The following is a 24,426-nucleotide window of genomic DNA, read 5'->3' as shown; positions in this document are numbered from 1 at the left end:
CCCTCCTAGAAACCGCTTTCCCTGACGCCCAGCGCCGCCAACCGGCGCCAGGCCACCCCCAGCAGCGACTCGCCGCTGCCCTGCAGCACCACCACGCCGCGCAGGGGCTGCGCCGGCATCGGCAGCCGATCCAACGCCTCCAGGCGCGCGCCGTACTGCGCCTGCACCGGTTCGGCCCGCTGCTGCACGTCGCGGCGCACAGCGATCGGCCCATGGTGGTCAGACGTCAGCGCCTCCTGATCGACGTAGGCCACGCCGTTGGTGTCGATTTCGTCCAGCCGCACGGCGATGGCCGGGTGCATCGGATCGTCGGCGATGAACCGCCCGGTGGCGCCGGGTTTGACCCGCCACAGCTCGGCCTCCGCCAGATAGCCGCGCAGGCGCGTGCCGTCCTCGACCACCCGGGCCAGCGCGTCCTTGGTGGACAACCAGCGGCCGGGCGCCAGGTTCGGCAGCAGGTCGCGCACGGTGCCGGCATGGGGCGCGCGCAGCAGCAGGCGCTCGCGCTGGGCGCTCAAGCCGCGGTAGTCCGCCACGGCCTCGGCCAGCCGCTGCTCGACGATGCCGGCGTCGGCGGCGGTTTCGCTGCGCCCGGCCTGACGGCGCATGAGCAATTGCTGGATCTGGATTTCCTTGCGCACGATGGCCTGGCGCGAATCCAGGTCCGACGACTCCAGTTCGATCAGCACATCGCCCTGGGCCACCTGTTGCCCGTCCCGCACGTTCACCGTCTTGACCCGCGCCGCCACCGGCGCATGCAAGGCGCTGGCGCGGCCGCCCTCCAGCATCACCGGCAGTTCCACGGCGCTGCGCCACGGCACGGTCAGCAGCAGCAACAGCCCGAGCACCGCCAGGCCGCTGAGCAGCACCCGCGGGGCATGGGCCTGTTCGCGGCGGCTCCACCACTGGCGCCACTCACGCATGATCGGCAAGAAGATGAACCACACCAGTTCCACCAGCATCAGGAAGATCCCCAACACCTTGAAGAACAGGTGATAGACCGCCAGCGCGATCCCGAAAAACAACGCCGCACGCCATAGCCACGAACCGTACCCCCAGATCAGCAAACGCCGCTGCATCGCCGGCGACCAAGGCTCAGGCGCCGGGGCGCCGTAGCCGAAAAGAAACTCGCGCAGGCGCCAGCGGCACAGGGCAAACGCCCGGCCCTGCAGGTTGTCCACCTCCCACAGGTCGCTGAGCAGAAAGTAGCCGTCAAAGCGCATGAACGGGTTGAGGTTGACCACCAGGGTGGTGATCCACGTCGCGCTGGCCAGCATGAACGCCGCCGTGCGGCCCGGCCCGTCGGGCAACAGCGACCAGGCCAGCAACGCCAGGCAGGCCAGCAGCAGTTCCGCCATCACCCCGCCGGCGCCGATCAGCAGCCGCGCGCGCCGGTCGTTGACCCGCCAGGCGTCGCTGACGTCGGTGTAGAACATCGGCAGCAGCACCATGAACGCCACGCCCATGCTCTGCACCCGGCAGCCCGCACGCTTGGCCATGAACGCATGGCCGAACTCGTGGCAGAGCTTGGCGAAGAACAGCGACACGCCGAACGCGATCGCCCCGCCCAGGCTGAACAGGTGCGGAAACGTCCCGACGAAACGCTGCCAGTCCCGCGACACCAGAAACACCCCGAGCCCCAGCGACGCCGGCAGGCCATAGCGCAGAAGCCTGGGGCCGAAACGCTCAAGCCACGGCCAGGCGCGGTTGAGGAACGCGTCCGGGCGCCACAGCGGAATGCGAAAGAACAGGTATTGGTGAAGCAGGATCTGCCACAGGCTCTGGCGTCGCGCCAAGGACTTGAGCCGATAGCTGGCGCGCTGCTGATCGTCGACGGCGCTGATCAGGTCGTGGCTGCGCAGGAACGTCAGCAATTGCTCAAGCTCGGCGCCGTCCAGGGCCAGGCCCGGCTCACGGTTGGCCGCGCGCAGCACTTGCTCGGCGTCGCCCAGCGCCCAGTGGCGCAGCAGGCGCATCGCCGCCCCGCCGAGCTTGAAGTAGCGACCGCTCACCGGATCCGCCAATGTCCAGCGCGGCGAACCGTCCAGGGCCGGCGCCGCGGGCGACAGTTGCAGGTCGGCGCGCAGGCTCGGCAGGATCATTTACAGGCCCACGCTCTGGCGCAGGCCCGCCAACGGCCGGCGCAGCAGGTACAGCGCCAGCGGCGCACGGTCGCCGAAAATCTTCGCCGTGCCGCGCAAGCCGATCCGCGGCGGCGCCTCGGTGAAGCCGGCGTCCAGCCGATAGGCCAGTTGGCCACCGGCGGTGGGCTGCGCCTCGTAGGCCGAGCGTTCGAGGGTGGCGAGGTGACGTTGCAGCGGGTCGCTGTCGAGAAACAGCGAAATCTGCGCGCCGGGCTCCAGCGCGATGGCGTCGCCCACCGCCAGCTCGATGCGCAGCTCGGCCTGGCTCGGGTCGGCGATCTCCATCAGCCGTTCGCCGGTCTGCACCGGCTTGCCGGTCCAGCGTTCGGCGTCGGCGAACACGGCGATGCCGTCACGCTCGGCACGCACTTCGCTGCGGTTGAGCAGTTCGCGGGCGTAATCGCGCTCGGCGCGCTTCTGCTCGACCCGGGCGGCCAGCAGATCCACCCGGGAACTGGACTCGGCATCGGCGAACGAGCGCTGGGAATTGGATTTGAGCTCGGCTTCAGCGACGCCCAGGGCACGCTCGGCGACGTCGGCCTGGGCCTTGAGGGTCGTGCTGTCGAAGCGCAGCAGCAGGTCGCCGGCCTTCACGCTCTGGTTGGGCTTGACCCGGAATTCGGCGATCACCCCGTCCAGCGGTGCGGCGACCACGCGGCCGCCCAACGGCACCACCTCGGCCGGCGCCAGCACCGACTGGCGCACCGGCACCAACAGGCCGAGCAGCACCAGCGCCGCCAATGCCGCCTGGCGCTTGCGCGTCCAGCGCAACCGCCACGGCTTGCGCGGCTGCAAGGCCAGCCAGGCATGGCTGCAGGTGTCGCCCAGCTGCGACAGCAGGACTTGTTCGGAGGGGTTCCACGGCACGTCCCGGGCCAGCCACAAACCGCCGAACACCTCGCCGTGACGGTCGATCAGCGGCAGCCAGAACACCTGCAGCGCCGACAGGCTCTGCCAGTCGGCCCGGATCGGCTCACTGACCATCGACGGCGCAATCACCCGTGCCTGCTTCAGCACATCCTGCTTGAACAGCTGCGCCACCGCCTGCTCGACGAACGCCACGAACGGCGCGTTCGGCTCCACCGCACTGACCCCGGTGACGGCCTGCACCTTGCCGGCAATCAACAGTGTCGCGTGGCGATAGCCGAACAGCGACTGCCCGTCATTGACCAGGCTGTAGGCCAGTTGTGGAACGTCGCGGGCCGCGCGGATCTGCCGTTCGAGGTCAAGGAAGCGGGCGAACACCTGCTCGGCGCCGCCCCCCGCCGGGGCGTTCAATTGAGCTCCGCAAAGCGTGCGGTGCCGCTCATGCCGGCGAGCAGGCCGGTGGCGTTCGGCAGCGTGGCCACCAGCAGCAGGGTCTGGCTGCCCTCGTCGATTCGCGCGCCAAGGCGCTTGACCGTGGCATCGATCGGCTTGCCGGTCTCATCGGGGACGAAGCTGAAGGTCTGGCCGGGCTTGAGCCGCGCCATCCAGCGCGACGGCACCAGCAGGTGGATCTCCAGGGTGCGGTTGTCGACCACGTCCAGAAGCGGCGCACCCGCCGGCACGCTCTCATAGCGCTGCACCTTGCGCTCCACCACTTGCCCGTCGAACGGCGCGATCACGCTGCAGCGCTTGACCTGCACCTGATACACCTGGGATTGCGCCTGGGTCTCGCTGACCTTGGCCTCGGCCCGCGCCACCTCGAACCGCCCGACGGAGTTGAGCGCCGCCAGTTGCCGGTTGTGCGCCAGCTCCTCGCCGGCGCCGCGGCTGGCGGCCTGCGCCGCGTTGAGCTGGGCCTGATAGGCCGAACAGTCGAACCGCGCCAGGGTGTCGCCCTTCTTGAACGACTCGCCCTCGCTGAACGGCAGCTCGACGATGCGCCCGGACAGCTCGCTGGCCAGCACCGCCTGATCGCGGGCGCGCAGCACGCCGCGGGCCTCGCTGCCACTGGCGGCAGCTTGGGCGGCCACACCGTTTTCCAGCAGCGGATCGTCTGGCACGGGGGGTTGCGCCTGAACTGCACTCGCTGCAAGGGACATTCCGAGAACCCAACCACGAAAACGCTGCATGACCGCTACTCCCTGTCGGATGTGCGGAGTCTACGACAGCGGGGTTTAGCGTCAAGCGAAAGGCCACCATTGCGACGAAGACTGGCGTAATCCCATAAAACAGACTATGGTCGAGCCATCGAAAATATAACCTTTATGGAATATTCCATGGCGCTTATATTTGCTTCCCATGAATTGGGAAATCGAATACACCGACGAGTTCGGCAACTGGTGGGACGACCTCACGGAAAGCGAGCAGAGCTCTGTGGCCGCAAGCGTCAAACTGCTGGGCCAGTTCGGGCCGGGCCTGCGCTTCCCGCACAGCAGCGCCATCAATGGATCACGACATGGCCATCTGCGCGAATTGCGGATCCAACATGGCGGACGGCCCTACCGCATCCTGTATGCATTTGATCCGAGGCGCTGCGCATTGCTGTTGATCGGCGGAGACAAAACCGGTCAGGATCGCTGGTATGAGGTCAATGTCCCGCTCGCCGATCGACTGTACGACGAGCATCTCGATACATTGCGCAAAGAGGGTTATCACGATGGCTAAGAAATTTGCCGAACTCGAAGCGCGCATGACACCCGAAGCCCGGGCACGCGCCGAATCGATCTACGAACAACACATCAAGGAAATGCCTCTCAACGAGTTGCGGCAGGCCAAAGCCTTGAGCCAGGCGACGCTCGCCGAAACACTGCACGTCAATCAGGCGGCGATCTCGAAAATGGAACGCCGGACCGACATGTACATCAGCACCTTGCGCAACTACATCCGCGCAATGGGCGGCGAGCTCGAAATCATCGCCACATTTCCCGACGGGCAGATCAAAATCGAAAACTTCGCAGGTTGAGGCCTCCAGGCTCAATTGAACCTGCGAGGCTTTCGGGTTCCGCATCCGCTGCCCGTTCGGGTGAGGCAATTCCTGCCCGATCACATGAGCCTCAGCGCTGCACCGCCTCCCCCTCCGGATACACCGACTCCCACCCCCCGCCCAACGCCCGGTACAGCCCGACCATCGCCAGCGACACGCCGGCGGAGCTTTCCACCCATTGCTCCTGCGTCGTCAGCAACGCGCTCTGCACGGTGAGGACGTTGACGAAATCGACCACGCCTTCGACGTACTGCTGTTGCGCGGTGCGCAGGGCGATGCGGTTCTGGCGCACGGCTTCGGCCAGGCTGTCGCGGCGGCGCTGGCTGGCGTTGTAGGCCGTCAGTTGGTCGTCGATCTCATGCCAGGCGCGCAGCACGGTCTGCTGATAGGCGATCGCCGCCTCCTGCTGTTGGGCTTCGCGTAGCTGCAGCACGCCGCGCAGGCGGCCGCCGTCGAACAACGGCAGGCTCAGTTGCGGACCGATGGCGAAGGCCCGTGAGCCCCAGGAGCCGAAGTCGCTCAGTTGCATGGCCTGGGAGCCCAGGTTGCCGGACAGCGTGATGCGCGGATAGAAATCCCCTTCGGCCACGCCGATGTTGGCGGTGGCCGCATGCAGCCGGGCTTCGGCCTGACGAATGTCCGGGCGGCGTTCGGCCAGTTGCGACGGCAGGCCGATGGCGACCTGGGGCGGCGACTGCGGCACCGGCGCATCGGCGGACAACGCTTTGGACAGGGCCTGGGGAGGTTCACCCATCAGCAGACTGATGGCGTTGATCAGCTGCGCCTGACGCTGCTCCAGCGCCGGCAGCCGCGACTCGATGGCGGCCACCTGCGCAGCGGCTTCGGCGACGTCCAGGTCGGTGGCCACCCCATCGTTCAGGCGCAGCTGCGACAGTTTCAGGCTGTGCCGGGCGACCTCCAGGTTCTGTTCGGTGACGGCGCGGGTGTTCTGCACGCCGCGCAGCTGGATGTAGTTCTGCGCGGTGTCGGCCAGCACTGCCAGCAGTACGCCGCGGCGGTCGTTTTCCGCCACCTCCAGATTGGCGTCGGCGGCTTCGGTCTCCCGGCGCACGCGGCCCCAGAAGTCGAGCTCCCACGAGGCGGAGAACCCGGCGTCCCACAGGTTGAAGGCCGAGTCGCCATTGCGCCCCGACGGGTCGTTGAGGCCCTCGCCGCTGTTGCGCTTGCGCCCATAGCTGCCGGTGACGGCGGTGGTCGGATAGCGGTCGGCGGTGATCGCCTGACGGACCGCGCGGCTCTGTTGCAGACGGCTGGCGGCGCGCTGCAGGTCGAGGTTGCTGTTCATCGCACGCTGGGTGAGGGCCGAGAGTTGCGGATCGTGGAAGACCTCCCACCAGCGTTCGCTCAGGGGCTCGGCTACCGCTTGGCTCGGGGCGGTCCGGGCGGGCTGGGCCCATTCGCCGATCTGCACGCCCTCCGGTTTGCGAAAGTCCGGGCCGACGGTGCAGGCGCTGAGACTGACGACGAGCAGAACGCTCGAAAGGCGTAGCGGCCACTGGCCAATCCGCGAGGAGGCCCGCTCCCGCAGGGCGATGTGTGCGAGGCCGTTCGCGCAGGCGCCGGCCGGGTCGACAGTGATCATCGCTGGGTCACCTCACGCACCGCCGTCACCGAACTGTCGGTGTCGATGCTCGCCTCGACCGACAAGCCCACCCGCAGCCGCTCGGCCAACGGCTGACCCGGCTCCAGCAGGATCTTCACCGGAATCCGCTGCACCACCTTGGTGAAGTTGCCGGTGGCGTTGTCCGGCTTCACCGCCGCGAACGTCACGCCGGTGGCCGGGGCGATGCTTTCCACGCGCCCGTTCAGGGCTTCGCCGCCCAGGCTGTCGACCCGCACCTGCACGTCCTGCCCCGGTTGCACGTCGGTCAACTGGGTTTCCTGGAAGTTGGCCACCACGTAGGCCTGCTGCAGCGGCACCACCGCCAGCAGCTTGCTGCCCGGCGTCACGTAGGCGCCGACCCGTACGGCGCGCTCGCCGATCATGCCGTCCTGCGGCGCGGTGATGCGGGTGTACGAGAGGTCGAAGCTGGCGATCTCCAGCGCGGCCTGCGCGCGTTTCAGGCCACCGTCGGCGGCATCGCGCTGGGCGGTGAGGATCTCCACCTGCTTGCGTTCCGCCGCCAGCACCGCCGTGGCGGTGTCCAGCCGCGCCGTGGCCTGATCGATGCGGGTGCGCGCCTGCTGCGCGTTCTGCACGGTGCCGGCCCCGACGCCGGCCAGGTGGCTGTAACGGTTCAATTCTTGTTGGGCGAAGGCCATTTCCGCCTTGGCCGCCACCACCGAGGCCTGGGCCTGGGCGATGACCGACGCCTGGCGCTCCAGGGTGGCCTTGGCGTTCTGCAGTTGCGCACGGGCGACCTGGGTCTGCGCATCGGCGGCTTCGGCGGCGGCGCGCAGGTCGCGGTCGTCGATCAGCGCCAGCAATTGCCCGGCCTTGACCTGCTGGTTGTCCTCCACCAGCACTTGCTTGATGAACCCCGCCACCCGCGGCACCACCAGGGTGTAGTCGGCGGACACGTAGGCGTCGTTGGTGTTCTGCTGGGTGCGTTTGCCGAACAGGCCCGGCACCGCCAGGTGCAGCAGCACGCCGACGGCCAATGCGGCCGCCACGGCGACCGCGAGTTTTTGCTTTGCTTGAGTCGTCATAAAAACCTTCAGTTCCAGTCAGGTCGGCGCACGGGGCGGAAAGATCCGCGTCGGCAGCCAGAAAATCAGCAGGATCAGCGCCACCGCGACGCCGGCCATGCACAGGTAAAGATCCGAGGAGGTCAGCACCACCGCCTGCTCGTGCAGGCGGTGGGCGAGGCCGGCGCCGTCGGGTTCGGCCAGGGGCGAGTTGCCGAGGCGGTCCACCAGCATCGTCGAGTGGAAATGCAGCCGCGCGGTGGTCAGCGCCTCGATCACCCCGGTGGCGATCACCGCCGCCAGGCCTTTCACGGTGTTGAACCAGGCCGAGGCGAACGGTCCGTCCAGCGGCGTGATGCTGCCGGTGGAGAGCATCAGCAGCGGCAGCACCGCCATCGGCTGCCCGAAGATCTGCAGCCATTGCAGGACGTAGAAATCGTCACGGATCCACGCCGACGTCAGCTGCGAGCCGCCCAGGCACGACAGCGCCAGCATGCTCAGGCCAAGCCCCAGCACCCAGCGGCAATCGACCCAGCGCAGGTTGCACAGCGCCGCCACCAGCGGCAGCGCGATCAGTTGCGGCAACGCCGCCAGCAGCATGATCGGCGCGGTCTGCACCGGGCGGTAACCCTGCACCTGGGCCAGGTAGCTGGAAGGGATCAGGATCACCGCCAGCAGGATCACCAGCACCCCGGCCAAGGTCAGCAGGGCGAACGACAGGTTGCGGATGCCCAGCATCTGCAATTTGAAGAACGGGATCGGCTGCGACCACTCGTTGACCAGGAACGCCACCAGCAGCAGCGCACCGGCGCCGAGCAGGCCGCAGATCAGGTCCGACTCGAACCAGTCCAGGCGATTGCCTTGCAGCAGCCCGATCACCAGCATGCAGATCGCCGGAAACCCCAGCAGCAGGCCCCTCCAGTTGAACGCCTTCAGGCGCTCCAGGCGCAGCGGATCCTGCGGCAAACCGTAGGCCACGGCGGCCATGGCGATCAGGCACGGCACGATGATCTGCCAGAACGTCCACTGCCAGCCGACGTGCTCGGTCCACAGCCCGGCCAGCGGCGTGCCCAGGCCCGGGCCGAACGTGGCGGTCAACGCGTAGCCGGCCAGGCCGTAGAGCTTGACGCCGGGCGGCAGGAAACGCAGCGCCACGGTCATGAGCATCGGCGGCAACGCGCCGCCGGCCAGCCCTTGCAGGGTGCGCATCAGCAGCAGGCTTTCGTAGTTGGGGGCGAACGGGCAGAGCACGCCGAGCAGGGTGAACACAGCGATGGCGCACAGGGTGAAACGCCGCAGCGAAAACGTCACCGAGCACCACGGCGCGAACGCCATCGCCGCCACCGAGGTCGCGGTGTAGCTGGCGACGAGCCAGGTGCCTTCGTCGTAGCCGATGCCCAGGGCGCCGCGGATGTCGGCCAGGGCGACCTTGGTCACCATTTCGTTGAGGCCCGACACCAGCACCGCCAGCAGCACACCGACCAGGCCGATGATGATCCGCGCTCCGAACACCGGCGCCGCAGCGGTCGCGGCCCCAGGGGCCGGCACCGTCAGGGATGTCATGAACGCACACTCCGGTTGATTGAATACCGGAGCATGGTAGTGAGGCTTAATGTTGACGAAAATTGACTTATCGGCAGCTTATAAGTGCATCTGACGCAACCGTTTGCGTTGTGGGCGCCAGCCTGCTGGCGATGGCGCCCCTACGGATCAGGTGCGCTCAGGGCCGCGCGGCACGCCAGGTCTCGTCGCAGCACGCCTTGAGGGTCTCGCGCAGCCAGCGGTGGGCCGGATCCTTGTCGAAGCGCGGGTGCCAGGCCTGGGTGAGCATCAGGGTCGGCAACGGGATCGGCAAGTCAAAGGGACGCAGCTTCAGCCCCAGCCGCCGCACGCTCAGCAAGGCTTCCCGGGGCACCGGCAGGATCAGGTCGGAGTCCGGCAAGGCGAACATCGCGGCGTGAAAGCTCGGGGCGATCACCGCCACCCGCCGCTCCAGCCCCAAGGCATTGAGCGCCGTGTCGATGGGGCCGCGGGCGATGCCCCGGCGGGACATGCTGATGTGGGAGAACGCGGCGTAGCGCTCGGCGGTGATTTCAGCGTCGAACAACGGATGGTCTTCGCGCACCAGGCCGACGAAGTGGGTGGAGAACAGGTTCTGCACCTTCACCTCCGGCATCACCGGGCGGGTGTTGCTCACGCTCAGGTCGATCCGCCCTTCGCGCAGCGCCTCATCGTCGCCGTCGCCTTCGGGGACGAAACGCAATTCGCAGTGCGGCGCCTGCCGGTCGAGGGTGTCGAACAGCTTGCCGCCATAGACGCCGACAAAAAAATCGTTGGCGCGGATGCTGAAGCGCCGGCGCAAGGTGCCCAGCTCCACGGTGTCCGCCGAGCGGAACAGCAGCGCGGCCTGTTCGACCACATCGCGCACCTGTTCGCGCAGCTCCAGCGCCTTGGGCGTGGGCACCAGGCCCCGGCCGGCACGCACCAGCACCGGGTCGCCGATGGCCTCGCGGATCCGCGTGAGGGTGCGGCTCATGGCCGCCGGGCTGAGGTTCATCCGCCGCGCCGCGCCGACCACGCTGCCTTCGTTGAGCAGGGCGTCGAGGGCGACCAGCAGGTTCATGTCCGGGAGTTGCATCGCAAGCACTCATGGCCGATCAGGATTGATTCCGACGCAATGCTAGCAGACATGCTTCAGGATCGGCGGCGGTTGCACAGACGCCATCGCCGGCAGGCTGGCTCCCACAATGGATTTGCATCGGAGCAGAACCCTGTGGAAGCCAGCGTGCTGGCGATGAGGCCAGTCCAGGCACCTAGCGCTGCATTCCCCACTTCTTCACGGTCACCCGCTCCAGCGTATCGAACACCAGGTTCTCCACCAGCAACCCGATCAGGATCACCACCACAAGCCCGGCGAACACCTTGTCGGTGTACAGCTCGTTGCGGTTCTGGAAGATGTACCAGCCCAGGCCGCCCTTGCCGCTGGTGGCGCCGAACACCAGCTCAGCGGCGATCAAGGTGCGCCAGGCGAACGCCCAGCCGATCTTCAGGCCGGCGAGGATCGACGGCAGCGCCGCCGGAATCAGGATGGACAGCACAAAACGCATGCCCTTCAGACCGTAGTTGCGCCCGGCCATGCGCAGGGTTTCCGACACGCCAAGGAAACCGGCATAGGTGTTCAGCGCCAGCGCCCACAGCACCGAATGCACCAGCACGAAGATCAGGCTGTTCTGGCCCAGGCCGAACCACAGCAACGCCAGCGGCAGCAGAGCGATGGCCGGCAGCGGGTTGAACATCGAGGTCAGCGTGCTCAACAGGTCGCGCCCCAGTTGGGTCGAGACCGCCAGGGTGGTCAAGGCGAACGCCAGCACGATGCCGATCAGGTAACCCTTGAGCAACACCAGCAGGGAGATCCACACCTTGCCCGGTAGCTCGCCGCTGAGCAGGCCGTCGTACAGGGCGTGGGCGGTCTGCAGGAAACTCGGCAGCAGCAGATCGTTGTTCTGCACCCGGGCGACTGCCTCCCAAAGCACCGCCAGCACCAGCAGGATGATGCTCTTGCGCAGCCAACCCTGCTGCCACAACCGCTGGCCGAGCGCCAGTTCGCGTTCGACCGGCACACGGGTCAGCGGCTCCAGCACCGTTTCGAACTCATGACGCGAAGAAGATGAAGGGTTCATCGGGCAATGCTCCTGGCCGCTCAATAGGCGATGCGGATGTCGGTGAAGTCCAAGACCTGCGCGGTCTCCGGCGACCGGCCTTCGTCGAACAGCAGACGGTGGATGCGCCGCGCCGACTCCTGGAACGCGATGCCGCCCAGACTGTGCAGATCGTACTGATGGCTGTGCACCTCGGCCCGCACCCTGCCCGGATGCGGCGACAGCAGCAGGATGCGGTTGCCGACCACCAGCGCCTCCTCGATGGAGTGGGTGACGAACAGCAGCGTGAAGCGCACCTCTTCCCAGAGCCGCAACAGCTCTTCCTGCATCTTGCGCCGGGTCAGCGCATCCAGCGCGGCGAAGGGCTCGTCCATCAGCAGGATCTTCGGCTGCATCGCCAGCGCCCGGGCAATCGCCACCCGCGCCTTCATGCCGCCGGACAGGGTGTGCGGATAGGCATCGGCGAACGCCGCCAGGCCGACCTTCTCCAGGTAATGCAGGGCGCGCTCTTGCGCTTCCCTTTTCTTCAGCGTGCGTGAGGCCAGCAGCGGGAACATCACGTTCTGCTTCACGGTTTTCCACGGCGGCAGCTGATCGAATTCCTGGAACACCACGATCCGGTCCGGCCCCGGCGCCTCCACGCGCCGGCCTTGCAGGCGGATCTCGCCTTCGCGCGGCGCAATGAACCCGGCCACCGCCTTGAGCAGCGTGGACTTGCCGCAGCCGGAGGGGCCGAGCAGGACAAAGCGATCCGCCGGATCGACCTCGAAACTGACCTGGTGGGTGGCCCGCACCACCCGTTGCGGCGTGCGGTATTCGAGGCTGACCTGATCGACCGCCAGCAGCGCTTCGGTGCCGGCGGCGCGGTTGCTGGCCGTGTGGCCTTGCAAAGGGGCGTTCATGGCGGTCAGCTCCCCTGCAGTGGCTTGGCGTCCTGGAAGAAGTAGTCCTTCCACGAGTCCGGCTTGTTCTTGATCGCGCCGACGCGGTAGAGGAATTCGGCCAACGGGTAGGTATTCTTCGGCGTGACGCTGAACTCGAACTGCGGGTTGTCGATGATCTTCAGCAGCGCGGCGCGGTCGATCTTGGCCTTGGTCACGCGCAGGTAAGTGTCCGCCGCCGCGCCCTTGTCGTTCTGGGCGAACTGCGCCGCTTCGGTCAGGGCTTCGACGAAGGCCTTGTAGGTCTTCGGGTTGTCGTTGCGGAATTTCTCGGTGGCGAACAGCACGGTCGGCGAGTTCGGGCCGAGCACGTCATAGGAATTGAGCACGACGTGGACGTTGGGGTTCTCCAGGGCCTGATCCTGGAACGGCGGATTGGAGAAATGCCCGGTCAGCTCGGTGCCGCCGGCGATCAGCGCAGCGGTGGCGTCCGGGTGCGGAACGGCGATGGTGTACTTGTCGAGGCGGTTGAATTCCTTGTCGCCCCACTGCTTGGCCGCTGCGTACTGCAAGAACCGCGACTGCACCGAGACCCCGACCGCCGGCACCGCGATGCGGTCCTTTTCGGTGAAGTCGGCGATGGTCTTGACCTGGGGATTGTTGCTCACGAGGTAATACGGGAAGTTGCCCAACGAAGCCACGGCCTTGACATTCTGCTTGCCGTGGGTGCGGTCCCAGATGGTCAGCAGCGGGCCGACGCCGGCGCCGGCTATGTCGATGGAGCCGGACAGCAACGCATCGTTGACCGCCGCGCCGCCGGACAGCTGTGTCCAGTCGACCTTGATGTCGATCCCCTCCTGCTTGCCGTACTTCTCGATCAAGCCCTGATCGCGCACGACGTTGAGCAACAGGTAGACGATGCCGAACTGTTCGGCGATGCGGATCTCACCTTCGGCATGGGCCACGGACGGCGCCGCCAGGCTGCCGGCGATCAGGCTGAAACCCAAGCCGATGGCGGCGGCCAGCGGCGCGAATGGAAGACGTTTGGACATAATCGGTTCTCCGGCAATTCAGAAAGGCGCGTCGCCCTGGATGGTGGTGCGGTAGAGCTTGCGGCGCAGGTGCGCGGGGCAGCCGGCGGCCAGGTGGATCAGCGAGCGGTTGTCCCAGAACACCAGGTCGTGGGGCTGCCAGCGGTGGCGGTAGATGTTCTGCGCCAGGACGCTGTGGGCGTAGAGCTCGGCCAGCAGCTGTCGGCTCTCATCCTCCGGCAGGCCGACGATGCGGGTGGTGAAGCCTTCGCTGACGAACAACGCCTTGCGGCCGTTTTCCGGGTGAGTGCGCACCACCGGGTGCACCACTTCCGCGACCTGGGCCAGTTGCTCCGGGGTCAGGGTCGGGCGCCAGTTGCCTTCGAATTTGGTCTCGCTGTAGCGGGCGGTGTAGGAATGCGCCGCCGAACGGCCCTCGACCGCGTTGCGCAGCGCTTGCGGCAGGCTGTCCCAGGCTTTGTGCATGTCGGCGAACAAGGTGTCGCCGCCTTCGGACGGCAGTTCCTGGGCGTGCAGCATCGAACCCAGGCTCGGCAGTTCTTTGTAGGAGAGGTCGGAGTGCCAGAACTTGCCGGCATCGCCCAGGCCGACGTTCTGGCCGTTCTCGACGATGTTGGAGACGATGAGGATTTCCGGGTGACCGGCCAACAGGAACTGCTTGAGCACATGGATCTGCAGCACGCCGAAGCGGCGGCTGAAGTCGATCTGTTGCTGCGGGGTGATGCGCTGCTCGCGGAACACCACCACGTGGTGATCGAGGTGGGCGCGGTGAATGCGGGCGAAGTCTTGATCGCTGACCGGACGGGCCAGGTCCAGGCCGATGATTTCGGCGCCGACGGCGCCTGCGAACGGGCGGACTTCAAAGGGTTGCGGCGCGATGCCGGGTGAGGCGGTGGCGGCGGACATAAATCACTCCCACATACGGCACGCTCAAGGGCGCGCGCGTCGATCAAGAAACTCACGCTGGATTGCGTGTTCGTTCGTGTCGTGCGGCGCGCCGATTGGTCGGCAGGTACGCAGGGGTGTGACTTTATAGGTATAAAAATTGAAATTTAAATACCGTTAATGAATAACGATATGGCGATTGGGGACAGCGGCGGTTCTTGTCACAGCCCCACCGAATGCGGTGCCTGGACAGACGCGTTCTCGAGCAGGCTCGCTTCCACAGGGGACCGGCGTCGGGCGCCGCCCCTGTGGCAATGGCCTACCGCTCGTGCAAGGCCTCGGCCCGCGCGCGGATGATCGGCTTGAGCAGGTAGCTCAGCACGGTCTTCTTGCCGGTGATGATGTCCACCGACGCCACCATCCCCGGAATGATCAGCAGCGGCTTCTCGTCGGTGCCGAGGTGGCTGCGCTCGGTGCGCAGCTTGATCACGTAGTAGGTGGTTTTCTTGTCTTCGTCGGTGATGGTGTCCGCGCCGATCTGCTCCAGCTTGGCCTTCAGGCCGCCGTAGATGGTGTAGTCGTAGGCGGTGAACTTCACGGTCGCATCCTGCCCCGGATGCAGGAAGGCGATGTCCTGCGGACGGATCTTGGCTTCCACCAGCAGGGTGTCGTCCAGCGGCACGATCTCCACCAGGTCGCTGCCCGGCTGGATCACGCCGCCGATGGTGTTGACCAGCATCTTGTTGACGATGCCCCGCACCGGCGAAGTGACCAGCGTGCGGCTGACCCGGTCCTCCAGCGCCTTGCCGGTAGCCTGGGCCTTGTTCAGGTCGGTGCGCGCCTCGTTGAGCTGGGTCAGCGCCTCGCTGCGGAACTTGCCGCGGGTCTCGTCGATCTTGCGCTGAACTTCCTTGATCGCCGATTCGGCCCGCGGAATCGCCAGCGTGGTGGCGTCGAGCTGGCCGCGGGTCTCCACTTCGGCGCGCTTGAGCCGCAGCACTTCGACCGGCGACACCGCGCCCTGGGCCACCAGCGGCTCGGACATGTTGATTTCCTGGCGTTGCAGGCCCAGCTGCTGACGGTACTGCGCCTGCTTGGAGGTGAACTCGCGCAGCTCTTGCTGGCGCTGGATCAGCTGTTCCTGCAACCCGCCGATCTCGTCATGCAACTGCTGACGGCGGCTCAGGTACAGCGACTCTTCGCTTTTCGCCTGGCCCGGCACGGCCTTGAGCACGTCCTCGGGGAAGTTCAGCGGACGGTCCTCGACCTCCGCGCTCAGGCGCTCGACCCGCAGCAGCATCGACAGCCGGTCGGCCTCGGTCTCGCCGACGTTGGAGGCGAACCGCGTGTCGTCCAGGCGGATCAGCGGCGCGCCGGCCTCGACGATCTGGCCTTCCTTGACGAACAGCTCGGAGACGATCCCGCCCTCGAGGTTCTGGATCTTCTGGATCTTCGACGACGGAATCGCCTTACCGTCGCCCTTGGTCACTTCGTCGATGACCGCGAAGTTGGCCCACAGCAGCAGGAACAGGAAGAAGCCGATGATCGCCCAGATCGTCAGGCGCACCACCCTCGGCGCGTCCTCGATGAGCGCTTTGTTGACCTCCGGCAGCGGCTGGCCCTGCAACGACGCGGAGCCTTTGAAGTAGCGGCGGATCGATTCCTTGACACCCGACTTAAGCAACACTGATCTGCCCCTTCTTCAACGCTTCCATCACCGCGGCCTTCGGGCCGTCGGCGAGAATCTGGCCACGGTCGACCACCAGCAGGCGATCCACCAGCGACAGCAGCGACGCCCGGTGCGTCACCAGCACCACGGTCTTGTTTTCGATCACCGCCGCCAGACGTTGCTTGAGGCGCTCCTCGCCGGTGTTGTCCATGGCGCTGGTGGGCTCGTCGAGCAGCAGGATGGGCGGGTCGAGCAGCAGCGCACGGGCCAGGGCCACGTTCTGGCGCTGGCCGCCGGACAGGTTCTGCCCGCGCTCGCCGACCTGCAGTTCGTAGCCTTTGGGGTGCAATCTGGCGAACTCATGGACGCCGGCCAGCTCGGCCGCCTGCAGCACCAGCTCGTCCTCGACGTAGCGGGCGCCGGAAATCAGGTTGTCGCGCAGAGTGCCGGCCAGCAGTTGGATGTCCTGAGGCACATAGCCGATGTTGTAGCGCAGCTCGCTGACGTCGATCTGGCGGATGTCCACGCCGTCCACCAGCAGGGCGCCGTCGTCCGGCTGGTACAGGCCCACCAGCAGCTTGGCCAGCGAGCTCTTGCCCGAACCGCTGCGGCCGATGATGCCGATCTTCTCGCCGGGACGGACCACCAGGTTGATGCCCTTGAGCGCCGGGTTCTGCTGCTCCGGGTAGGTGAAGTTGAGCTGGCGGCACTCGATGGCGCCCTGCAGCACCTTGCGGCTCAGCGGGCGCTCTTCGAAATTGCGCTCCTGGGGCAGCTCCATCATCTGGTCGACCGAGGTCATGGTCACCCGCGCCTGCTGGTAGCGGGTCAGCAGGCCCGACAGCGACGCCAGCGGGCTGAGCGCCCGGCCGCTGAGCATGTAGCAGGCGATGAGGCCGCCCATGCTCAGGTTGCCGGCGATGATCTGGTACACGCCGAAGACGATCATGACCACGCCCGCCAACTGCTGGATCAGCAGGGTGATGTTCATCGCCAGGCCGGACAGCATCTTCACCCGCAGCTCGAGGCGGCTGAGGGTGCCGATGGTCTGCTCCCACTGGTACTGGCGCTCGCTCTCGGCGTTGTTGACCTTCACCGCGTCGAGGCCGGCGAGGGTCTCGATCAGGCTCGACTGGCGCTCGGCGCCCAGCGCCATGGTGCGCTCCATGGTCGCCACCAGCGGTTTCTGCAGGGCGTAGCCGATGGCCAGGGCGATCGGGAAGGCCAGCACCGGAATCCACACCAGGTGCCCGCCCAGGATGGCGATCACGATGAAGATCAGGATCGTGAACGGCAGGTCGATCACGCTGGTCAGGGTCAGCGAGGCGAGGAAGTCGCGCAGGCTCTGGAACTCATGGATGTTCTGGGCGAAGCTGCCGACCCGCGCCGGCCGGTACTTCATGGCCATGCCGACGATCCGCTCGAACAGCGTGGCGGAGATGATCAGGTCGGTTTTCTTGCCGGCCAGATCCAGGCACAGGCTGCGCAGGCTCTTGAGGATCAGGTCGAAGAGGTAGGCCCCCGTGATGCCCAGCGCGAGCACCCACAGGGTCGCCTCGGCCTGGTTCGGCACCACGCGGTCGTAGACGTTCATCACGAACAGCGGCGCGGCCATCGCGATGATGTTGATCAGCAGGCTGGCGGCGATGGCGTCGGCGTACAGCCAGCGCGAGCGCTTGAGGGTGTCGCGGAACCACGAACGCGCCCGGGGGATCAGCGTGCCGTGGTTGACGTCGAACTTGTGCTGGGGCTGGGCGAAGAAGACCTTGCCGGTGTAGTCGTCGGCCAGCAGGTCGCGGCCCACCAGGGATTCGCCGCCGTCGCTTTCGCTGAGCAGCACCCGGGCCTGGCCGTCGTCCTGCCAGCCGAGCAGGACGGCGCTGCGGCCGTCCTTGAGCAGCAGCAGCGCCGGCATGGCGATGGCCGGGATCTCTTCCAGCTTGCGTTGCAGCACCCGCCCCTGCAGGCCGGCGCGGGCCGCCGCACGGGGCAGCAGCTCGACGCTCAGGCGCTGCTTGGGCAGCGGCAGGCCGGTGGTGAGCATCGCCGCGCTGGCGGGCTTCTGGTGCAGCATGCACAGGGCGAGCAGACCGTCCAGCAGCGGGTCGTCGTGCATCGCGCGTGGATCATGGCTGAGTTGAACTCGACTGACTTCTGATTCCACGCTCGACACTCTTTAACGATTGAAAGGGGACAACTCAATTCATCCCGGGCAGTTGGACCTTGGGCTTCACGTCGTTCTGCACGACGGACGCCATCGGTGCGACCACTCCCTGGCTCTTGAGCAACTCGCCCATGGTCGCCTTGATTCGGTATTGAGTAAATAACTGAATGTTCTTGATCTCGGCCAGACGGCGCGAAGCGGTGAACAATTCGTTCTCGCTGTCGAGCAGATCCAGCAGGGTCCGCTCGCCGAGGCTGAACTGGCGCTGGTAGGCGGTGCGCACGGCGGTGCTGTGATCGACGTACTGCTGGGCGATCGGCACTTGGGCGTTGGCGTTGTTCAGGGCGTTCCAGGCCAGGCCCAGTTCTTCGTTCAGTTGGCGCAGGGCGTTGTTGCGGATGTCCAGCGCCTGGTTCGACAGGTAGGCCTTGGATTCCAGGTCGGCCTTGTTGCTGCCGCCCGAATAGAGGTTGAAGCGCATGCGCAGCATGGCCTGCCATTCGTTGTTGTGGCCGTTCTGGCCGTCGAGGTCGTTGTCGGCGGTGCGGCCCAGCTCGGCGTCGAAGCGCGGGTAGAAGGTCGACTTGGCGGTTTCGTACTGCTTCTCGGCCGCGGCGATGTCGGACTCGGCCGACCGCAGGATCGGGCTGTTCTCCAGCATCTGCGCGCGGGCTTCGTTCAGGTTGGCCGGCAGCATCGCCATGAACGGCGCCGGGCGCTCCAACTGGTCGGGCATCTGGCCGACGGCGCTGAGGTAGTTGGTCTCGGCGTCGGCGAGGTTGGTCTGCTCGGTGATCAGGTTGTTGCGCGCCTGGGCCATCCGCGCCTCGGCCTGGTCGAGGTCGGCGCCGCTGCCGACGCCGCGCTGGGTGCGCAGCTGGATCTGGTCGTAGATGCGCTGGTGGCTCTTGAGGTTTTCCTCGGCCAGGCGCACGAACTCGCGGCGGGTCAGTACGTCCAGGTACACCTGGGCCACGGTCAGCGCGGTACGCTCGGAAGTGCCGAGCAAGGAATAGGCACGGGAGTTGACGGTGGCTTGTTGACGCCCGACTTCGCTGGACGTCGCAAAACCGTCGAAGACCATTTGCGACAGACGCAAACTTGACTCGCTGCGGTTCAGGGTCTCCCAGTGGTTGCCGCCGCCGTTGGCGCGGGTGGTGACGCTGTCGGTGCCTTCGCGGCCGTAACCGCCGAGCAGATCGACCTTGGGCAGGTATCCACCTTTTGCCGCCTTTAATTGATAATCCGCAGCCAATCGACTATTGACCCCTGCCTGGATCTCCGGATGGACATCCAGCGCCTGCTGCATGGCTTGCGGCAGGGTTTGCGCTTGTGCGAAAGAGGCGGCGAGGGCGAAGGGTAGTGCCTTGAACAGGTACGAACGCATGGTGAGTGTTTCCCAGGACTTCTTGTCTTGAATCACAGCAAAAGGGGGTGCTGCGTCGGAAGATGGCAACCGTGATGACCGTATGTCGGAAAGTTGAAAACCGGAACTGGGTCACACGCTGACGGACGGGTCGCCGCATAAATATCAATGTGACATTACCGGGGCGATTGTTTAGGATGGCTCCCAGAAGGTCAATAGTTTGGCATAAAGTTAATAGCGAAAGAATCTAGCCAAAATATTGACACAGATCAGCGTCAAACATGTTTCACCCATTTATTTGAAAGTACGTCCAGACTGAATCGGCTAAGAACCATCAGGTCTATGGAAGTCAACTGAACGTGACACCCGGAGAGTCTTCAATGAGCAGTGTTGTTGCCATCGTCAAAAGCATTGTCGGTCAGGTATTCGTGGTGTCGCCGGAAGGCGTGCGCCGCGTGCTCGTTGAAGGCGACCGGCTGTTCGCCGGCGATCAGGTCGACACCGGCGTCGCCGGCGCGGTGTCCCTGGAGCTGGCCGACGGCCGCACTCTCGACCTGGGCCGCGACACGCAGTGGAGCGCCAACGCTCCGGACTCCAGCACCGACCTGGCCGAGGCCACCGCGCAAGCGGCGCCTTCCGTTGAAGAGCTGCAGCAGGCCATCGCCGCCGGCGCCGACCCGACCACCGCCCTTGAAGCCACCGCCGCAGGCCCGAGCGCCGCAGGCTCGGGCGGCGCGGCCGGCGGCGGCCACAGCTTCGTGATGCTCGATGCGACCGCAGGCCGCGTCGATCCGACCATCGGCTTCCCGACCGCCGGCATCGGCGGCGCCGGCCAGGCCGCCCAGAACACCACCGGCGGGCAAACCACCGACACCACCACCAACGCGCTGCGCGACTCGACCCTGACCCTCAGCGCCACGCCGACCATCACCGAAGCCGGCGGCGTGCTGGTGTACACCGCGACCGTGACCCAGGCACCGTTGACCGACCTGACCGTCACCCTGTCCAACGGTTCGGTGATCGTGATCCCGGCCGGCTCCACCACCGGCTCCGTCAACGTGCCGCTGGCCCCGAACGACACCGTCTACAACGACCCGAAACAGATCGACGTGACCGTCACCGGCACCACCGGCGGCAACGGCATCACCGTGACCACGCCGACCACCCCGGCCACCACCCAGGTCACCGACACCATCGACACCACCACCGTCACCCTGACGGCCGGGCCGAGCGTCACCGAAGGCGGGCAGATCACCTACACCGCCACCCTGACCAACCCGGCGCAGACACCGGTGACCGTTACGCTGTCCAACGGCTCGACCATCACCATCGGCGCCGGCCAGACCACCGGCAGCGTCAACGTGCCGACCGCGCCGAACGACGTCTACAACAACGGCAGCACCGTCACCACCACCATCACCGGCGCCAGCGGCGGCAACTTCGAGAACCTGGTGCCGAACCCGGCGCCGGCCGTGACCACCATCGTCGACTCCAAGGACACCACCGGCCTGACGCTGACCGCCACCGGCAGCGTCACCGAAGGCGGCCAGATCACCTACACCGCCACCCTGACCAACCCGGCGCAGACGCCGGTGACCGTCACCCTGTCCAACGGCGCGACCATCACCATCGAAGCCGGCAAGACCAGCGGCACCGTCAACGTGTCGACCGCGCCGAACGACGTCTACAACAACGGCGGCACCGTCAGCACCACCATCACCGGCGCCACCGGCGGCAATTTCGAGAACCTGGTGCCGAGCACCACGCCGGCGACCACCACCGTCACCGACTCGATCGACAACACCGGCCTGAGCCTGTCGGCCACCGGCTCGGTCGCCGAGGGCGGCCAGATCACCTACACCGCGACCCTGACCAACGCGGCCCAGACGCCTGTCACCGTGACCCTGTCGAACGGCGCCGTCATCACGATCGAAGCCGGCAAGACCACCGGAACCGTGACCGTCCCAGCCCCGGCCGACGACGTCTACAAGGACGCCGGCAAGGTCGAGGTCACCATCAAGGACGCGTCCGGCGGCAATTTCGAGAACCTGGTGCCGAGCACCGTTCCGGCGGTCACTGAGGTCACCGATACTGTCGATACCACCACCGTGAAGCTGACCGCCACCGAGTCGGCAGCTGAGGGCGGCACCGTCACCTACACCGCCACCGTGGGCGCACCCGTGACCGGTTCGCCGGTGACCGTGACCCTGGCGAACGGCCAATCGATCACCATCGAGGTCGGCAAGACCACCGGCACCGTCACCACCACCGCGCCGAACGACGCGTTGGCCGGCAATGCGCCGCTGACCAACTCGATCACCAACGTTTCCGGCGGCAACTACGAGAACCTGGTGGCCGACAAGACGCCGGTTTCGACCACCGTCACCGACACCGTCGACACCACCGACCTGACGCTCAGCGCCACCGGCACCGTGGCCGAAGGCGGTTCGATCGTCTACACCGCAACCCTGACCAATCCGGCCGGCACTCCGGTGACCGTGACCCTGTCCAACGGCGCGACCATCACCATTGAGGCCGGCAAGACGTCCGGCACCGTGACCGTCCCCGCGCCTGCCGACGACGTCTACAAGGACGCCGGCAAGGTCGAGGTGACCATCAAGGATGCGTCCGGCGGCAACTTCGAGAACCTGGTGCCGAGCACCACACCGGCCGTGACCGAAGTCACCGACACCATCGACACGTCGACCGTGAAACTGACGGCGGACACTTCGGTGGCCGAGGGCGGAACTGTCACTTATACCGCTACCGTCGGTGCGCCAGTGACCGGCTCACCTGTCACCGTGACCCTGGCGAACGGCCAATCGATCACCATCGAAGTGGGCAAGACCACCGGCACCGTCACCACCACCGCGCCGAACGACGCCCTGGCCGGCAATGCGCCGCTGACCAACTCGATCACCGGTGTTTCCGGTGGCAACTACGAGAACCTGGTCGCCGACAAGACGCCGGTCAGCACTACTGTGACCGATGTCGCCGACACCACCGACCTGACGCTCAGCGCCACCGGCACCGTGGCCGAGGGCGGTTCGATCGTTTACACCGCCACGCTGACCAACCCAGCGGGCACCCCGGTGACCGTGACCCTGTCCAACGGCGCGACCATCACCATCGAGGCCGGCAAGACGTCCGGCACCGTGACCGTCCCTGCGCCTGCCGACGACGTCTACAAGGACGCCGGCAAGGTCGAGGTGACCATCAAAGACGCCACGGGCGGCAACTTCGAGAACCTGGTGCCGAGCACCGTTCCGGCCGTGACAGACGTCACCGACACTGTCGATACCACCACCGTCAAATTGACCGCCACCGAATCGGCGGCTGAAGGCGGCACCGTCACCTACACCGCCACCGTGGGCGCTCCAGTGACCGGTTCGCCGGTCACCGTGACCCTGGCCAACGGCCAATCGATCACCATCGAAGTCGGCAAGACCACCGGCACCGTGACCACCACTGCGCCGAACGATGCGTTGAACGGCCATGCGCCGCTGACCAACGCGATCACTGACGTCAGCGGCGGAAACTACGAGAACCTCGTCGCCGACAAGACGCCGGTTTCGACCACCGTCACCGACACCGTGGACACCACCAACCTGACGCTGAGCGCAACGGGCACCGTGGCTGAAGGCGGTTCGATCGTGTACACCGCGACCCTGACCAACGCAGCGGGCACCCCAGTGACCGTGACGTTGAGCAACGGCGCGACCATCACCATCGAAGCCGGCAAGACCACCGGCACCGTGACCGTTCCGGCACCGGCCGATGACGTCTACAAGGACGCCGGCAAAGTCGAAGTGACCATCAAGGACGCCACCGGCGGCAACTTCGAGAACCTGGTGCCGAGCACCACGCCGGCCGTCACCGAAGTCACGGACACCATCGACACCTCGACCGTGAAACTGACGGCCGACACGTCGGTGGCCGAGGGCGGCACCGTCACCTACACCGCTACCGTGGGTGCTCCGGTGACCGGCTCTCCGGTGACCGTGACCCTGGCCAACGGCCAGACCATCACCATCGAAGTCGGCAAGACCACCGGTACGGTCACCACCACCGCGCCGAACGACGCCCTGGCTGGCAACGCGCCGCTGACCAACGCGATCACCGGTGTTTCCGGTGGCAACTACGAGAACCTGGTGGCCGACAAGACCCCCGTCAGCACCACCGTGACCGATGTCGCCGACACCACCGACCTGACGCTCAGCGCCACCGGCACCGTGGCCGAGGGCGGTTCGATCGTCTATACCGCGACCTTGACCAACCCGGCAGGTACGCCGGTGACCGTGACGTTGAGCAACGGCGCGACCATCACCATCGAGGCCGGCAAGACCACCGGCACCGTGACCGTCCCCGCGCCTGCCGACGACGTCTACAAGGACGCCGGCAAGGTTGAGGTCACGATCAAGGACGCCACCGGCGGCAACTTCGAAAACCTCGTGCCGAGCACCGTTCCGGCCGTCACCGAAGTCACCGACACCATCGACACCTCCACCGTGAAGCTAACCGCTTCGGAAACGGCAGCGGAAGGCGGCACCGTCACCTACACCGCCACCGTCGGCGCGCCAGTGACCGGTTCTCCGGTGACCGTGACCCTGGCCAACGGCCAGACCATCACCATCGAAGTCGGCAAGACCACCGGCACGATCACCACCACCGCGCCGAACGACACCCTGGCCGGCAATGCACCGCTGACCAACTCGATCACCGGCGTGTCCGGCGGCAACTACGAGAACCTGGTCGCCGACAAGACCCCGGTCAGCACCACTGTGACCGACACCGTCGACACCACTGACCTGACGCTCAGCGCCACCGGCACTGTGGCCGAGGGCGGTTCGATCGTTTACACCGCCACGCTGACCAACCCAGCGGGCACCCCGGTGACCGTGACCCTGTCCAACGGCGCGACCATCACCATCGAGGCCGGCAAGACGTCCGGCACCGTGACCGTTCCGGCCCCTGCCGACGACGTCTACAAGGACGCCGGCAAGGTTGAGGTCACGATCAAGGACGCCACCGGCGGCAACTTCGAAA

General features: G+C 66.5%; 17 protein-coding genes. 3 read left to right on the top strand and 14 right to left on the bottom strand.

Going from position 1 to position 24,426, the window contains the following annotated elements; genetic code table 11:
- Positions 1-5: 5 nt before the first annotated feature.
- The 3 genes from CAG41_RS14460 to CAG41_RS14450 are packed head-to-tail and all read right to left on the bottom strand — an operon-like array spanning position 6 to position 4,201.
- Complete coding sequence (locus CAG41_RS14460) at positions 6-2,102, bottom strand: biotin/lipoyl-binding protein (RefSeq protein ID WP_085707127.1); 2,097 nt, start codon at positions 2,100-2,102, stop codon at positions 6-8.
- Positions 2,103-3,422, bottom strand: coding sequence for an efflux RND transporter periplasmic adaptor subunit (locus tag CAG41_RS14455; RefSeq protein WP_085707126.1), 1,320 nt, complete (start codon positions 3,420-3,422; stop codon positions 2,103-2,105). It abuts the gene before it with no gap.
- Positions 3,419-4,201, bottom strand: coding sequence for an efflux RND transporter periplasmic adaptor subunit (locus CAG41_RS14450; RefSeq protein ID WP_085582169.1), 783 nt, complete (start codon positions 4,199-4,201; stop codon positions 3,419-3,421). Before CAG41_RS14450 ends, CAG41_RS14455 begins: the two co-directional genes overlap by 4 nt.
- Positions 4,202-4,370: 169 nt before the next feature.
- On the opposite strand from CAG41_RS14450, the gene CAG41_RS14445 reads away from it, so the two are divergent.
- Both CAG41_RS14445 and CAG41_RS14440 read left to right on the top strand, forming a co-directional pair.
- Positions 4,371-4,736 carry a type II toxin-antitoxin system RelE/ParE family toxin gene (locus tag CAG41_RS14445; RefSeq protein ID WP_085582171.1) on the top strand — a complete coding sequence of 122 codons (366 nt, stop codon included), beginning with the start codon at positions 4,371-4,373 and terminating at the stop codon, positions 4,734-4,736.
- The gene (locus CAG41_RS14440) at positions 4,729-5,034 is read left to right on the top strand and encodes an XRE family transcriptional regulator (RefSeq protein WP_085582173.1); all 306 of its coding nucleotides are present in this window, start codon (positions 4,729-4,731) and stop codon (positions 5,032-5,034) included. Before CAG41_RS14445 ends, CAG41_RS14440 begins: the two co-directional genes overlap by 8 nt.
- A 91-nt stretch (positions 5,035-5,125) precedes the next feature.
- On the opposite strand, the gene CAG41_RS14435 is transcribed toward CAG41_RS14440, so the two are convergent.
- The 11 genes from CAG41_RS14435 to CAG41_RS14385 all read right to left on the bottom strand — a co-directional run bounded on the left by CAG41_RS14435 (position 5,126) and on the right by CAG41_RS14385 (position 19,401).
- Complete coding sequence (locus CAG41_RS14435; RefSeq protein WP_256575719.1) at positions 5,126-6,658, bottom strand: efflux transporter outer membrane subunit; 1,533 nt, start codon at positions 6,656-6,658, stop codon at positions 5,126-5,128.
- A complete protein-coding gene (locus CAG41_RS14430; RefSeq protein WP_085707125.1) occupies positions 6,655-7,725 on the bottom strand; it encodes an HlyD family secretion protein in 1,071 nt (356 codons plus the stop codon). The genes CAG41_RS14435 and CAG41_RS14430 overlap by 4 nt, the downstream gene beginning before the upstream one ends.
- 18 nt (positions 7,726-7,743) lie before the next feature.
- Positions 7,744-9,267 carry an MFS transporter gene (locus CAG41_RS14425; RefSeq protein WP_085631803.1) on the bottom strand — a complete coding sequence of 508 codons (1,524 nt, stop codon included), beginning with the start codon at positions 9,265-9,267 and terminating at the stop codon, positions 7,744-7,746.
- A gap of 157 nt (positions 9,268-9,424) precedes the next feature.
- Positions 9,425-10,342, bottom strand: coding sequence for a LysR family transcriptional regulator (locus tag CAG41_RS14420; RefSeq protein WP_085707124.1), 918 nt, complete (start codon positions 10,340-10,342; stop codon positions 9,425-9,427).
- A gap of 175 nt (positions 10,343-10,517) precedes the next feature.
- Positions 10,518-11,384 carry an ABC transporter permease gene (locus CAG41_RS14415; RefSeq protein ID WP_085707123.1) on the bottom strand — a complete coding sequence of 289 codons (867 nt, stop codon included), beginning with the start codon at positions 11,382-11,384 and terminating at the stop codon, positions 10,518-10,520.
- A 20-nt stretch (positions 11,385-11,404) separates the two neighbouring features.
- On the bottom strand, positions 11,405-12,265 hold the full coding sequence (locus CAG41_RS14410; RefSeq protein ID WP_085707122.1) for an ABC transporter ATP-binding protein: 861 nt from the start codon (positions 12,263-12,265) through the stop codon (positions 11,405-11,407).
- Between the two features lie 5 nt (positions 12,266-12,270).
- A complete protein-coding gene (locus CAG41_RS14405) occupies positions 12,271-13,296 on the bottom strand; it encodes an ABC transporter substrate-binding protein (RefSeq protein ID WP_085582185.1) in 1,026 nt (341 codons plus the stop codon).
- An 18-nt stretch (positions 13,297-13,314) separates the two neighbouring features.
- A complete protein-coding gene (locus tag CAG41_RS14400; protein ID WP_085631795.1) occupies positions 13,315-14,202 on the bottom strand; it encodes a TauD/TfdA family dioxygenase in 888 nt (295 codons plus the stop codon).
- A 298-nt stretch (positions 14,203-14,500) separates the two neighbouring features.
- The gene (locus tag CAG41_RS14395; RefSeq protein WP_085582189.1) at positions 14,501-15,868 is read right to left on the bottom strand and encodes an HlyD family type I secretion periplasmic adaptor subunit; all 1,368 of its coding nucleotides are present in this window, start codon (positions 15,866-15,868) and stop codon (positions 14,501-14,503) included.
- Positions 15,858-18,014, bottom strand: coding sequence for a type I secretion system permease/ATPase (locus CAG41_RS14390; protein WP_085582191.1), 2,157 nt, complete (start codon positions 18,012-18,014; stop codon positions 15,858-15,860). Before CAG41_RS14390 ends, CAG41_RS14395 begins: the two co-directional genes overlap by 11 nt.
- A 34-nt stretch (positions 18,015-18,048) precedes the next feature.
- A complete protein-coding gene (locus CAG41_RS14385) occupies positions 18,049-19,401 on the bottom strand; it encodes a TolC family outer membrane protein (protein WP_085707121.1) in 1,353 nt (450 codons plus the stop codon).
- 359 nt (positions 19,402-19,760) lie between these two features.
- Here CAG41_RS14385 and CAG41_RS14380 point away from each other — a divergent pair.
- The coding region (locus CAG41_RS14380) for a retention module-containing protein (RefSeq protein ID WP_139834971.1) at positions 19,761-24,426 on the top strand (4,666 nt) is incomplete at its 3' end.

The sequence above is a fragment of the Pseudomonas sp. B35(2017) genome (assembly GCF_002113645.1).
Lineage (GTDB): Bacteria > Pseudomonadota > Gammaproteobacteria > Pseudomonadales > Pseudomonadaceae > Aquipseudomonas > Aquipseudomonas ekonensis.
Note: the sequence above shows the minus strand (reverse complement) of the source record. Positions and strands in the feature narration are given on the sequence as shown.